General features: G+C 59.6%; 13 protein-coding genes. 6 read left to right on the top strand and 7 right to left on the bottom strand.

What is annotated here, in order from left to right; all coding sequences use genetic code 11:
• Positions 1-184 precede the first annotated feature (184 nt).
• The 3 genes from AC3WTM_RS23690 to AC3WTM_RS23680 are packed head-to-tail and all read right to left on the bottom strand — an operon-like array spanning position 185 to position 3,478.
• A complete protein-coding gene (locus tag AC3WTM_RS23690) occupies positions 185-1,189 on the bottom strand; it encodes a 4-hydroxythreonine-4-phosphate dehydrogenase PdxA (protein ID WP_102671268.1) in 1,005 nt (334 codons plus the stop codon).
• Positions 1,186-2,145: an amidohydrolase family protein gene (locus AC3WTM_RS23685; RefSeq protein ID WP_102671269.1), complete on the bottom strand. Its 960-nt coding sequence runs from the start codon at positions 2,143-2,145 to the stop codon at positions 1,186-1,188. The genes AC3WTM_RS23690 and AC3WTM_RS23685 overlap by 4 nt, the downstream gene beginning before the upstream one ends.
• A complete protein-coding gene (locus tag AC3WTM_RS23680; RefSeq protein WP_102671270.1) occupies positions 2,138-3,478 on the bottom strand; it encodes an MFS transporter in 1,341 nt (446 codons plus the stop codon). Before AC3WTM_RS23680 ends, AC3WTM_RS23685 begins: the two co-directional genes overlap by 8 nt.
• Before the next feature lie 444 nt (positions 3,479-3,922).
• Here AC3WTM_RS23680 and AC3WTM_RS23675 point away from each other — a divergent pair, with 444 nt between their 5' ends.
• The 4 genes from AC3WTM_RS23675 to AC3WTM_RS23660 all read left to right on the top strand — a co-directional run bounded on the left by AC3WTM_RS23675 (position 3,923) and on the right by AC3WTM_RS23660 (position 8,059).
• Positions 3,923-4,936, top strand: coding sequence for a Bug family tripartite tricarboxylate transporter substrate binding protein (locus AC3WTM_RS23675; protein WP_102671271.1), 1,014 nt, complete (start codon positions 3,923-3,925; stop codon positions 4,934-4,936).
• A 52-nt stretch (positions 4,937-4,988) separates the two neighbouring features.
• Complete coding sequence (locus AC3WTM_RS23670) at positions 4,989-5,522, top strand: tripartite tricarboxylate transporter TctB family protein (protein WP_102671272.1); 534 nt, start codon at positions 4,989-4,991, stop codon at positions 5,520-5,522.
• Positions 5,519-7,048 carry a tripartite tricarboxylate transporter permease gene (locus tag AC3WTM_RS23665; protein WP_102671273.1) on the top strand — a complete coding sequence of 510 codons (1,530 nt, stop codon included), beginning with the start codon at positions 5,519-5,521 and terminating at the stop codon, positions 7,046-7,048. The genes AC3WTM_RS23670 and AC3WTM_RS23665 overlap by 4 nt, the downstream gene beginning before the upstream one ends.
• A gap of 69 nt (positions 7,049-7,117) precedes the next feature.
• Positions 7,118-8,059 carry a LysR family transcriptional regulator gene (locus tag AC3WTM_RS23660; RefSeq protein ID WP_102671274.1) on the top strand — a complete coding sequence of 314 codons (942 nt, stop codon included), beginning with the start codon at positions 7,118-7,120 and terminating at the stop codon, positions 8,057-8,059.
• A 46-nt stretch (positions 8,060-8,105) separates the two neighbouring features.
• Here AC3WTM_RS23660 and AC3WTM_RS23655 read toward each other — a convergent pair whose 3' ends face one another.
• The 4 genes from AC3WTM_RS23655 to cysK form a co-directional block, all read right to left on the bottom strand.
• Positions 8,106-8,969, bottom strand: a complete 864-nt coding sequence (locus AC3WTM_RS23655; RefSeq protein WP_102671275.1) for a DMT family transporter — start codon at positions 8,967-8,969, stop codon at positions 8,106-8,108.
• Between the two features lie 113 nt (positions 8,970-9,082).
• Entirely contained in the window at positions 9,083-9,247 is a 165-nt protein-coding gene (locus AC3WTM_RS23650) for a hypothetical protein (protein WP_162842363.1), read from the bottom strand.
• Between the two features lie 220 nt (positions 9,248-9,467).
• On the bottom strand, positions 9,468-10,406 hold the full coding sequence (locus AC3WTM_RS23645) for an aspartyl/asparaginyl beta-hydroxylase domain-containing protein (RefSeq protein ID WP_102671276.1): 939 nt from the start codon (positions 10,404-10,406) through the stop codon (positions 9,468-9,470).
• Between the two features lie 261 nt (positions 10,407-10,667).
• The gene (gene cysK / locus AC3WTM_RS23640; protein ID WP_102671277.1) at positions 10,668-11,642 is read right to left on the bottom strand and encodes a cysteine synthase A; all 975 of its coding nucleotides are present in this window, start codon (positions 11,640-11,642) and stop codon (positions 10,668-10,670) included.
• 99 nt (positions 11,643-11,741) lie between these two features.
• Here cysK and AC3WTM_RS23635 point away from each other — a divergent pair, with 99 nt between their 5' ends.
• Both AC3WTM_RS23635 and AC3WTM_RS23630 read left to right on the top strand, forming a co-directional pair.
• Positions 11,742-12,845, top strand: coding sequence for a DUF748 domain-containing protein (locus tag AC3WTM_RS23635; protein WP_492574092.1), 1,104 nt, complete (start codon positions 11,742-11,744; stop codon positions 12,843-12,845).
• 145 nt (positions 12,846-12,990) lie between these two features.
• Positions 12,991-13,836, top strand: coding sequence for an AAA family ATPase (locus AC3WTM_RS23630; protein ID WP_025110627.1), 846 nt, complete (start codon positions 12,991-12,993; stop codon positions 13,834-13,836).
• Positions 13,837-13,840: the final 4 nt, after the last annotated feature.

Raw genomic sequence — 13,840 nt, 5'->3', positions numbered from 1 at the left:
ATGGGCCGACTTTAGCCAGTGCCCGGGGACTGCGGATAATCACTTATGCGTATCCGGCGATAACCTGGGGTGATAGCCATACCCAGTAAGTTGGCTGATCGGGTTATCAGCCATACACAAAACAAATGTGGGAGCGGGCTTGCTCGCTCCCACAGGGGATTTTTGTCGTTTTGGAAATCCGGGTTCAGTGGCGGTTGCGCCCCATCCGGCAGGCAATCTCGAACGCCTGCCGGATCGCGCCGACGTTGGCCGTGCCCTGCCCCGCGATATCAAACGCAGTGCCATGGGCCGGGGTGGTGATCGGGATCGGCAACCCGCCCTGCACCGTCACCCCACGGGAGAAGCCCATCAGCTTGATCGCGATCTGGCCCTGGTCGTGGTACATCGTCACCACCGCGTCGAAGGCACTGGCATCGCCCTGGACCTTGAGGAAAATTGTATCGGCCGGATAAGGTCCGTCCGCCGCGATTCCTAGCGCTTGGGCCGAGCGGACCGCCGGGCCGATGATGTCCAACTCCTCGCGACCGAACGAGCCGTTGTCGCCGTTGTGCGGGTTCAGGCCGCATACGCCGATCCGCGGTTTTTCCAGTCCGTTGCGCTTGAGCGCCGTGTCGATCAGTTGAATCGCCTCAACCACCCGTTGCTGGTTGAGCAGGCCCGGCACATCGGCCAGGGCCACGTGGGAGGTCACCCTTGAAGTCCAAAGGTTATCGAGCACGTTGAATTCGCAGAACGGCCCGTGGAAATCCAGCAGCTCGGCGAACCAGTGCAACTCGTCACTGTGGGCCATGCCAGCCATGTGCAACGAGGTTTTGTTCAACGGGCCGAACAGTACCGCATCAGTGGTGCCGGCCTCGGTCAGGCGCAGGGCTTTTTCCAGGGTGTCGAGGCTGTAGCGACCGCCGATCACACTGGCTTCGCTGCGAGGAAACTCACCGATGGTGTCGCCACGAAAGTCATAGAACAACGGCGTGTCATCGACGAATGCCAGATGCTCCAGGGACTCGACGCGACGATAGGGAAACTCCATTCCGGCGATGCGCATGCCTCGACGCATTTCCGCTTCGTCGGCAATCAGGATCACATTAGCCTGGCTGCGCACTTCGGGCTCGCCGAGCAGGCGGGCGATCAGCTCAGGGCCGATGCCCGCCGGGTCCCCAAGGACCATCGCGATGGTGGATTTGCTCATGCTTCACTCCTCAAGGGTTCAGGCTGCGCCCGGTCGATGGCGCAAGGTTCGCAGCGATAGACCCGCTGCGCGTTGCTGTAGAAAAGTCGCTCCTGATCGGCCGTCGGCAGATCGGCGACGATGGATTTGAAACCGCTGTAGATGTCATCGAACGAGCCGCAGAGGCTGTCCACGGGGAAGTTGCTGGCGAACATCGCCCGATGGCTGCCGAACATCGCGATCACTTCGCGCACGATCCAAGCGTTGTCCTTGGCGCGCCAGCGCTGGCCGCCCTGCCCCAGACCGGAAATCTTCACCTGCACATTTGGCCACTGGGCCAGTCGCGCCATCGCCAGACGCCATCCCGCCAGGCCTTCGGCACTGCGGTCGTTGGGCAATCCGGCATGGTTGAGAATCAGCGTGATACCGGGAAAATCCCGGGCCAGGCGCTCGGCCTCGTGCAGGTTCCACCAGGGTGTCTGCAAGTCGAAATGCAAGCTCAGCCCTTCGAGCGTGGCGTAACTGCGGCGCCAGCGTTCGTCGCTCATCAGGCTGCGCATATGCCCGACTTGTTGCGGTGTGGCCGGCCCGCCGGGTTTGTGCCGCACGCTGCGCACATGCTTGAAGCGCGCCTGTTCGGCCAGGACATCGATGGCGTCCGGGTGGTCGAGCCAGGCTTGCGCCACAATCGCATTGGGCACGCCGTAGCGAGCGGCCAGTTGTTCGATGAATCGGGTTTCGCCAATCGGGTCCTTGGGGTTCCATTCGGTCTCGACGTACACCGTTTGCACCACGCGATGCTCGCCGGCATCGGCGAAGTAATCCTCGGGAAAATAGCGACGCTTGATGGCGCTGTAGTCACCGTATCGAAACGGGATATTGGCCTGGGGCGCGAGCCAGGGGTGATCGTTGACGGTCGGGTCCCAGAAGTGATGATGGGCGTCGATGATCGGGCCGTTCCATAACGCATTAGTCATGACGCACCTCATCCAGGCTGATGAACAAGGTCGCCAGCACGAAGACTGCCGAGCACGCAGCAAAGAACCCGAGCACCGGAGCAAAGCCACCGGTCGCTTGCAGGATCACCCCCACCAGAATCGGTACCGCGATGCCGCCCGTGCTGCCGGCCATGTTCATCACGCCGCCGATCAGGCCGACCCGCGCCGGCGCCGCCAATAGCGCCGGGAAGCTCCAGTAGAGACTGCCCCACATCAGGAAAAACGCGGTCATGGCCAACAGCGCCACCGCCGCAAAAGGATGGCTCAAGGTCGGCAGCAACAGGAACGCGCCCAGAGCCACCAGGCCCGAAAACGCCAGCAGGCTCTTGACCGCCACACCGCGGCTGACGCCTTTGCGGATCAAGCCATCGCAGAGGAATCCACCGGTCAACGAGCCGAGCGCACCGCAGACGAAGATCACGAAGGTCGCCGCGCCAATGCCCTTGATATCAAAACCACGGGCCTGGGCCAGGTAACTCGGGCCCCAGGTCAGCAGGCCGAAATACACCATCGCCCAACTGGCCCGGCCGATCAGCAAACCGCTCAGGGAGCGGGCCGCGATGCCCAGGCCTTTGACCGCTACCCGCGCGGCTTCGGCAGCGGGAGTGGCGCGACCGGCGTTGATCTTCTCCAACTCCTCTTCATTGACTTGCGGATGACTGGCCGGGTCATCGCGCAGGTAACGCCGCGCCAGCCAAGCCAACACCAGGGTCGCAATACCGGCGATCACAAACGCCAGGCGCCAGGAGTCCAGGGAGGCAATAAGCCAGGCAATGATCAACCCACCAAGGGCCACGCCCAACGGGCTGCCACTGTCCATCAGCACTGCCCCGCGACTGCGCTCGCTCGGCGCCAGCCACAGGGAAATCAGTTTACCGCCCGAGGGGAACAGCGGTGCTTCGGCGGCCCCCAGCGCAACCCGGGCAAACAACAACGACAAGCCGCCGGTGGCGAACGCCGCCAGCACCTGAAACGTGCCCCACAACCCGGTGGACCAGCTGATGACCCGGTGCGGACCAAATCGATCAATCAACCAGCCGCCCGGAATCTGCAACAACGCATAGGCCCAGAAGAAGCTGCTGAGGATCAGCCCTTGCAGGCTCGGTGACAGGGAGAATTCATGGGCGATGGTCGGCATCGCGATGGACAGCGACACCCGGTCGATCAGGTTGACCATGGTCAGCGCGAAGATGATCGCGAAGATCCGCCAACGCACGTTGCTGGCCTTGGCGGTGGAGCTCTGCGCGGGTACCGCGGCCTGGGGCTGGATATCTGCACCGGCCAGATTCAGGGATGCACTGGAACGAGCCATGGTGCGTACCTCTTTTATTATTTTTGTGGAGACAGCAGCGCCGCTTCCTGGCGACGTTTGTGAGCACTATCGAAGGCTCGGTGATAACCGTCTAATCAAAACTTGAAATCAGGCGATAGCCTCGAGTTATGTCATGCCCTGCTTTCAATGCCCTTTCAACCATGCACGCCCTTCACTGTAGGAGCGAACCTGCTCGCGATGGACTTCAACAAAAACGCTTGTTTCCTGAGTTAACGCAGCGCCCTTGAGTACATCGCGAGCAGGCTCGCGCCTGCAGAAGTGCCTCTTCGTTTGCCGAGCTATAACCCCAGGCTATCGGTGTATGTATTGTTTTGACTAGACGCCGTGCCCGCACCTTCACACACTCAGCCCAGGCTTGCGGCTTCACGGCACAGTCAAGTCGCTCATAACAATTACAAGAACATAAAACGAGGCTCTTCCATCATGCGAAATGCATTCGTCCGTCGCACCTCCCGTCTGTTTCTCGGCTGCACCCTGATCGCCGCCAGCGCCCTTCCCGCTCTCGCTAACGCCTGGCAACCGGACAAGAACGTCGAAATAGTCGTCGCCGGTGGCCCCGGTGGTGGCACTGACCAGCTCGGTCGCCTGATCCAGTCAATCATCACCACCCACAAGCTGCTCGACGTGAACTCCATCGTCCTGAACAAGGGCGGCGGCAACGGTGCCGAAGCTTTCCTCGACATGAAAATGAACAAGGGCGATGCCGAGAAACTGGTGATCGGCACCAACAACATCTACCTGTTGCCTCTGGTGTCCAAGCTCGGTTACCAGTGGCAGGAGCTGACCCCGATTGCCGCCGTGGCCGAGGATGACTTCATTCTCTGGAGCTATAAGGGCGCGCCGTGGAAGGATGCGAAAAGCTTCTACGAAGCGGTCAAGGCTGACCCGTCGAACCTGCGCATGGGCGGCAGCCAGTCCAAGGACGTCGACCAGACCCTGACCCTCCTGCTGAACCAGACCAACAACAGCAAACTGGTGTACATCCCGTTCAAGAGCGGGAGCGAGGCCGCGACCCAATTGGCCGGAAAACACATCGCCGCCAACGTCAACAACCCCAGTGAAAGCATCAGCCAATGGCGTGGCGATCAGGTCCAGCCGCTCTGCGTGTTCAGCAAGGAGCGCATGAGCTACACCGACAAAGTCGCTGGCGACAAGTCCTGGGCGGACGTGCCGACTTGCCACGAACAAGGTCTGGGCATCGATCAGTATCGCTTCCCGCGCACCGTGTTCATGCCCGGCGAAGTCACCGCCGAACAGCGGGCGTTCTATGTCGAGCTAATGCGCAAAGTCACGGAAACTCCGGAGTTCAAGGCCTACGTCAAGCAGAACGCTCTGGTGCCGACCTTCCTCGAAGGCGAGCCACTGACCGCCTACATCGAAAAAGACACCGCCCGCGTCACCCCGGTGTTCAAAGAAGCCGGTTGGTTGAAAAACTAAAGTTGTCACGACCGCTCGCCCGCGGGCGGTCGTCATCTGCTGGAGGTGTTTCATGTCCCATTCTTCGGATTCACCGGCACGGGTCGGCACCCGTTGGGTCGAACTCGGCCTGGCGTTGTTCACCACCCTGATCGGGGTTGTGGTGATGTTCGGCAGCGTCGAGCAAGGCATCGGCTGGGGGGATTCCGGCCCCGAGCCGGGTTACTTCCCCTTCTACATCGGCCTGATGTTGAGCGCCGCGAGCATTGCCAACGGCGTGTTGACCGTGGTGCGCTGGCAAGCATTGAGCGTTGCGTTCGTCAGTTACAGTGCATTCAAACAAGTGATGTCGGTGTTCATCCCGATTGCGCTGTTCGTCGGCGCCATGCCCTTCACCGGCATCTATGTGTCCTCGGCGTGTTTCATTACCTGGTTCATGTGGCGTGACAAAGTGCGCGCCAAACCGTACAGCAAATGGATGATTGGCAGTGTGTCCCTGGGCGCGGTGCTCGCCAGTTACCTGATTTTCGCGTTGTGGTTCAAGGTGCCGCTGGACGCCGGCCCACTGGGCGACTGGATTGCCCTGGCCGGGAGAAATTTCAAATGAGCGAGTTCGATTCCCTGCTGCAAGGCATGAACCTGATCCTTACGCCGGGCCATATCGGCCTGATGGTAATCGGCGTGCTGCTGGGCATCCTGGTCGGCGTGTTGCCCGGCCTCGGTGCCCCCAATGGCGTGGCGCTGTTGCTGCCGCTGACCTTCACCATGTCACCGGTGTCGGCGATCATCCTGTTGTCGTGCATGTATTGGGGCGCGCTGTTCGGCGGCTCGATCACCTCGATACTGTTCAACATCCCCGGAGAGCCCTCATCGGTGGCGACCACCTTTGACGGATATCCGATGGCCCGCGAAGGCCGCGCCGCCGAAGCGCTGACCGCCGCGTTCAGCTCGGCCCTGATCGGCGCGCTGTGCGGTGTGTTGCTGCTGACTTTTGTGTCGACCCGGATTGCCGAATTCGCCATGTCCTTCAGTTCGCCGGAGTTCTTCGCGGTGTACCTGTTGGCGTTCTGCACCTTCATCGGCATGAGCAAGAACCCGCCGCTGAAAACCGTGGTGGCGATGATGATCGGTTTCGCCATGGCGGCGGTCGGCATGGACACCGTGTCCGGCAACCTGCGCCTGACATTCGACCAGCCGATCCTGATGACCGGCATCAGCTTCGAAGTCGCGGTGATCGGTCTGTTCGGCATCGGTGAAATCCTCTGCACCGTCGAGGAAGGCCTGGTATTCCGTGGTGAGCATGCGCGGATCACGCCGATGGTGATTTTACGCACCTGGGCGAAATTGCCGCGCTACTGGTGGACGATTGTGCGCAGCACTCTGGTCGGTTGCTGGATGGGCATCACCCCGGGCGGACCGACCGCCGCGTCATTCATGAGCTACAGCCTGGCCCGGCGTTTCTCGAAGAACCGCGAAAACTTCGGCAAGGGCGAAATCGAAGGGGTGATCGCCCCGGAAACCGCCGACCACGCCGCCGGCACCAGTGCCCTGCTGCCGATGCTGACACTGGGCATTCCCGGTTCCGCTACGGCCGCGGTGATGCTCGGTGGCTTGATGATCTGGGGCCTGCATCCGGGGCCGACGCTGTTCGTCGAGCAACACGATTTTGTCTGGGGCCTAATCGCCAGCATGTACCTGGGCAACGTAGTGAGCCTGATCGTGGTGCTGGCCACTGTGCCGTTGTTCGCTTCGATCCTGCGCATTCCGTTCTCGATCATCGCGCCGATCATCATCATGGTCTGCGCCATCGGTGCCTACTCGGTGCACAACTCGTTCTTCGACGTGGTGCTGATGCTCGGCTTCGGTGCGCTGGGTTATCTGTTCAAGAAACTCGGCTACCCGATTGCGCCGCTGGTGCTGGCGGCGGTGCTGGGGGACAAGGCAGAAGATGCGTTCCGCCAATCGATGCTGTTCTCCGACGGGCACCTGGGGATCTTCTGGTCCAACCCGTTGGTCGGCAGCCTGACCACGGCAGCGCTGCTGATGCTGTTCTGGCCGTTGATTTCCAAAGCGCTGCAAAGCCTGATGGGCCTGCGCAAATCTCACGTTGCCAAGGCAAAATCGGTGCTGTGACACAGCAATGCTGGCAACGCCTGGCATTTGTTGTCAGGCTTGCCGCAGTCCTTCTTTCGAGCACGGCCAATGACCCGAATTCCTGATGCCAATGTGATCCACAGTCGACTGCGCCTGCGCCAACTGCGGTTGATGCTGGCGCTGCAGGAATTCGGCTCGTTGCGCCGCGCCGCCGACCACATTGGCATGACCCAACCGGCTGCGACCAAAATGCTCCATGAAGCCGAGGACCTGTTGGGCGTCGAGCTGTTCGAGCGTCTGCCCCGAGGCATGCGCTCTACCCCGTTCGGGGAAACGGTCATCTACTACGCGCGTATGGTATTCGCCGAACTCAGTGGCATGCGTGAAGAACTGGTCGCCCTCGAATCCGGCAACCTTGGCCGGGTCGCGGTCGGGGCCATTCCGGCGCTGGCCTCGGGGCTACTGACCCGCACCATCGCCACCTTGAAACAAAGTCACCCGCGCTTGTCGATGAGCATTCAGGTCGACACCAGCGACGTACTGGTGCAGGCACTTTTACAGGATCAACTGGATATTGTGCTGGGGCGGATTCCGGCTGGTGCCCGGGCCGAAGAGTTGTTGTTCGACAGCCTTGGCGAGGAAGCGCTGTGCGTGATTTGCGGTGCACAGAATCCATTGGCGAAGGCCACGCAACTGAGTTGGGCCGAATTGCAGAACATGACCTGGGTGCTGCAACAGCAGCCCAGCCCGATGCGCGCGATCATCAACCAGGTGTTCCACAACGCGCGGGTCGACATCCCGAGCAGCATCGTCGAAACCACGTCGATCATGACCTTGCTGTCGTTGATCCAGCAAACCGACATGCTCGGCGTCACACCGCTGTCGGTGGTCGAGGATTATCCGGGGCGGGATTTGCTCGCGGTGCTTCCGATCAAGTTCGAGGCACGACTGCCGCCTTTCGGGCTGATTACCCGGCGTCATCGCATTCAATCGTCGGCGATGCAGGCTTTCATGAATTCGGTGCGGGCCGAGCACGCACTGACCAAATGAAAAAGGCCCGGAGCATTGCTCAAGGCCTTCTCGGGTTTACCCGCAATTACACGGTTTTACGGAAGACGAACACCAGACCGACAATGATCAGCAGCATGCCAAACAAGCTCAACATCGCCAGGCGATTGCCGAAGATCAGATAGTCCATCACCGCCGTTACCGCTGGCACCAGGTAAAACAGGCTGGTGACATTCACCAGATTGCCTCGAGCAATCAAGCGATACAGCAACAGCGTTGCCAGCACCGACACCACCAGCCCCATCCACAACACCGGCAGGATGAAACCGCTGCTGTGCTCGAAGTGAAACGGCTGGAAGGGTACGAAAATCCCGCACAACAGCAGTCCGGCCAGATACTGCACCGGCAGTGTGCCGAGGGGATTGTCGGTGATGCGTTTCTGCATGATCGAACCGAAGGTCATGCTCGCCAGCGCCAGCAGACCGAAAAGCATCCCGGCCAGCGACACCCCGGCCAACCCGATGCCCTGATAGACCACCATGACCAACCCGGTCAGCCCCAGGGCCAGACCGAACATCCGGCTCCAGGAACGCTGGCGTTCCATCAGCACCACGGTGAGGATCGGCTGCACGCCCATGATGGTCGCCATCACCCCGGGCGTGACTTTAAGGTCCAGGGCCAGCAGATAGAAAATCTGATACGCCCCCAACAACACCACGCCGGTGACCATCGCATACAGCATCGGTTTGCCGCCCTTGGGCAACTTCAGCTTGAGCAACGGCACCAGCAACATCAGGCCGCCCAGGGCGATGACGAAACGGAACATCAGGAAGGCAAAGGGCGACGCGTGGGCCAGCCCCCATTTGGAGAAGATCGCCCCGCTGCTCCACAGCAGAACGAACAGACTCGTGGACGCCGCCGCGAGCGCGGAGTTTTTCGAAAGGACAAACATGAATACCACCTGTAGTCAGGCAAAAAGCCAACTCAGCCAAAGCTGAAATTCAGTCGTTTTTTTTCAGGCGGGCGCTTTTTCAGACTTGCTTGGGAACAGCAGAGAGCAGCTGATCAGCCCGAAATGCCAACGCCTGGCGGTGAGACCACCGCGCACACTGGCGTGCGACTGACAGGAGGGGGGTAATGACTGATCTGCCCCGGCTGCTGATTCCCGCACGGCACGACGCCAGCGTTGACCGCTGAATCGACTACCGCGTTGATGAGGGATGCAGGCATTGGGCTGATCTTTGTTCGAGGGATAAAAAAGTGAGTCCGAAACTCACCTTGCGCCGACTATAACCAGCGTTCGACATGGAATGCAACGACTCGAACAAAAGGCCAGCTACGACAGTCGGTACAAAGTCTGCATTGTGCGGTTGGAGGGGCATTCAGGGACTGCGCGATAACCTGTAAAGAACCGCTCACAACGAGCGGTTCTTTTATTCTGTATCCGGCGTTATCCAAACAACCAATACCCCAACAACATCAGCACCAGCACCGCCAGTACCGGACGCAGTACACGGTAGGCCTTGGGATTGCGCCGCTTCCATTGCTTGACCACACCACTGAATTTATCGCTGGAGTTCTTGCTCCAGGCATAGACCCGGTTGATGCCTCCCACCCGCTCGTCATCAAGGTTCTGCGGTGCCGTCGCACGACCTAGCCAGGCGCTGATACTGCGATTGATGCGGGTCATGAAGCGATTGCTCAGCGGACGTTCAATATCGCAGAACAGGATGACACGGGTCTTTTGCGTTTCATTCTTGACCCAGTGCACGTATGTTTCGTCGAACATCACGTCCTCGCCATCGCGCCAGGCGTAAACCTGACCGTCGACAAAGATGCGGCAACCATCGGAATTGGGAGTGGACAGGCCCAAGTGATAACGCAGGGAACCGGCAAACGGATCGCGATGCGGATTGAGGTGGCTGCCGCCCGGCAGTAACGCGAACATGGCGCCTTTAACGCTGGGGATGCTGTTGACCAATTGCACGGTTTTCGGGCACAAGGCTTCGGCGGAAGTCAGCGGTTTGTCGTACCACTTGAGATAGAAACGCTTCCAGCCCTTCTTGAAGAACGAGCCAAAGCCGGCGTCGTTGTTCTTTGCCGCCGCGCGAATATACCCCTCGTCGAACAAGTGCATCGCTTCGTCGCGAATCACCTCCCAGTTGTCCTTGAGTACATCAAGTTCCGGGAACTTGCTGCGATCCAGATACGGTTTCGACGGCACACCGGAAAACAGGTACATCAGGGCATTATAGGGGGCGAACAGTGCCGAATGGTTAACGAACTGACGCAAAACCGGCAGGCGCGCCTTGCCGCGCAAATGCACATAGAGGGTGCTACCGAGAAACAGCAACAACAACGAGGCTTTCGTGGCAAACGACGGGATCATCGACAACTCCTTTGAAGATAAACGGCACCGCACCACGTCCATTGCCCGACGTGGCTACCAGCATGATAAACACTACCGCCCCGGTGAAAACCTGCACTTTTCAACATTCAATATTAATGAATGTGCAACAAACTTTATTAACATAAGGTGCCTGAACGCAGGCTGATGCAATCCATCATCAACCGGAACAGATCAATGGATCGCAACCAGCGATAACGCCTCAACCGTCAGCGCCAGCCACGATCCGCCAATATCTGGCACTTACTGGCGATTCTCCTGTTCGGTAAACAGATCACTGAACAGCATGCTCGACAGGTAACGCTCACCGGAATCCGGCAAGATCACGACAATGGTCTTGCCCTGCATTTCCGGGGTCTCCGCCAGCCGAACGGCGACTGCCATGGCGGCGCCGCAAGAGATCCCGCACAAAATCCCTTCTTCCTGCATCAGGCGCAAGGCCATGGCCTTGGACTCTTCGTCGCTGACCAGCTCCACCCGATCGACCATCGACAAATCGAGGTTCTTCGGAACAAAACCGGCACCGATGCCCTGGATCTTGTGCGGGCTCGGCTTGATTTCTTCACCGGCCAAGGCCTGGGTGATCACCGGCGACACCACTGGCTCCACCGCCACCGAAAGTATCGGTTTGCCCTGGGTATTCTTGATATACCGTGAAACCCCGGTGATGGTTCCACCGGTTCCGACGCCCGCCACCAGCACGTCGACCGCGCCGTCGGTATCGTTCCAGATCTCCGGGCCAGTGGTTTTTTCGTGGATGGCCGGGTTGGCCGGGTTGTCGAATTGCGCCGGCATGAAGTACTTCGACGGGTCGCCGGCAACGATTTCACCGGCTTTCTCGATGGCGCCTTTCATGCCTTTGGCCGGCTCGGTCAACACCAGTTCGGCACCCAGTGCCTTGAGTACCTTGCGGCGTTCGATACTCATGGACGCCGGCATGGTCAGTATCAGCTTGTAGCCACGGGCGGCGGCCACGAAGGCCAGGCCGATGCCGGTATTGCCGGAGGTGGGTTCTACGATGGTCATGCCCGGCTTGAGTTTGCCGCTGCCCTCGGCATCCCAGATCATGTTCGCACCGATCCGGCACTTGACCGAGTAACCGGGGTTGCGCCCTTCGATCTTGGCCAGGATGGTCACACCACGCGGCGCAATGCGATTGATCTGCACCAGCGGCGTATTACCGATGGAGTGGGCGTTGTCAGCGAAAATGCGGCTCATGGCTGGGTCCTTAACGACAGCATTGAAATAGGGCATCAAGGTAAGCCTCTTGCCCGCAGGCGTCCAGTCGGGTCGAACGTCCGCTTATCAGTGCAGTCAATGGCTTTAGACAGCCAGAGATTTGCCACCATGAAACGTCGATACAGCTGGCCCCTGTGGACCCTCGCCGGCCTCGGTCTGCTGCTGGTTGCCTTGCACATTGCCCTGCCCTACCTGGTGCGCGATTACCTCAACGAGAGATTGGCGAACATGGGGGAATACCGCGGCCAGATTACCGACGTGGACCTGGCCCTGTGGCGCGGCGCCTACAAAATCAATGGACTGAACATCGTCAAGGTCAATGGCAAGGTCCCCGTGCCTTTCGTCAATGCGCCATTGATTGACCTCTCCGTCAGCTGGCACTCGCTCTGGTATGACCACGCAGTGGTGGCCGAGGCGCAGTTCGACAAACCCGAGGTCAACTTCGTCGATGGCGCCAACAAGCAAAATTCCCAGACCGGCGAGGGTACCGACTGGCGAGCACAATTAGGCAAACTGCTGCCCATTACCCTGAACGAAGTGCGGATCAACGACGGAAAGATCAGTTTTCGCAACTTCAACTCCAAGCCACCCGTGAACATGAATGCCACAAAAGTGGATGCCAACATCTACAACCTGACCAACGAGGTCGACACCAAAGGCAAGCGTGATGCGCGCTTCGAAGGCAAAGCCCTGCTGCTGGGGCACGCACCACTGGAAACCACGGCCACTTTCGATCCCCTGAGCGACTTCGAAGACTTCGAGTTTCGCTTGCGCACCACGGATATCGAGCTCAAGCGCTTGAACGACTTCGCCGCGGCCTACGGCAAGTTCGACTTCAATGCCGGCCATGGCGACGTGGTGATCGAAGCCTCAGCCAGCAAGGGGCGACTGACCGGCTATATCAAGCCATTGCTGCGCGATGTTGACGTGTTCAACTGGCAGCAGGACGTGCAAAGCGAGGATAAAGGGCTATTCCGCTCGATTTGGGAAGCCCTCGTCGGCGGTACCGAGACCGTCTTGAAAAACCAGGGCAAAAACCAGTTTGCGACACGGGTCGAGCTCAAGGGTAATGTGCATCAGCAAGATGTCAGCGCATTCCAGGCTTTTTTACAGATTTTGCGTAATGGTTTCATCCAGGCATTCAATGCGCGGTATGAACGGCCAAAGCCGGATGCAGGCTGAGTCACCAAGTGACGCCCCATTCAGAGACTGAATAAGCCGTCTGCGTTCACAGTCGACCGGGCACCGCGTTATAGTCGGGGCTGACTCTTTTATTGCCCCCCGCCCTGCCTCGTACAGGTCGGCGTTACCGTTCGAGGATTAGCAGATGAAGTTCGAAGGCACCCAGGCCTACGTCGCCACCGATGACCTGAAGCTGGCGGTCAACGCCGCCATCACCCTGGAGCGGCCGTTGCTGGTCAAGGGCGAACCGGGCACCGGCAAGACCATGCTCGCCGAGCAACTGGCCGAATCCTTTGGCGCCAAGCTGATCACCTGGCACATCAAATCCACCACCAAGGCCCACCAGGGCCTGTACGAGTACGACGCGGTCAGCCGCCTGCGCGACTCGCAACTGGGCAACGAAAAAGTCCACGACGTACGCAACTACCTGAAAAAGGGCAAGCTCTGGGAAGCCTTCGAGTCCGAAGAGCGGGTGATCCTGCTGATCGACGAAATCGACAAGGCCGACATCGAATTCCCGAATGACCTGCTGCAAGAACTCGACAAGATGGAGTTCTACGTTTACGAGATCGACGAGACCATCAAGGCCAAAAAACGTCCGATCATCATTATTACCTCCAACAACGAAAAAGAGCTGCCGGACGCCTTCCTGCGCCGCTGTTTCTTCCACTACATCGCCTTCCCGGACCGCACCACCCTGCAAAAGATCGTCGACGTGCACTACCCGGACATCAAGAAAGACCTGGTCAGCGAAGCGCTGGACGTGTTCTTCGACGTACGCAAGGTGCCGGGCCTGAAGAAGAAGCCTTCGACCTCCGAGCTGGTGGACTGGCTGAAGCTGTTGATGGCCGACAACATCGGCGAAGCAGTGCTGCGCGAGCGTGATCCGACCAAGGCCATCCCGCCGCTGGCCGGTGCGCTGGTCAAGAACGAACAGGACGTGCAACTGCTGGAGCGTCTGGCGTTCATGAGCCGTCGCGGCAGCCGATAAGGGT

Source organism: Pseudomonas sp. EU05-FHT14B02, assembly GCF_058791055.1.
This window is presented reverse-complemented; position numbering and strand designations above follow the sequence as displayed.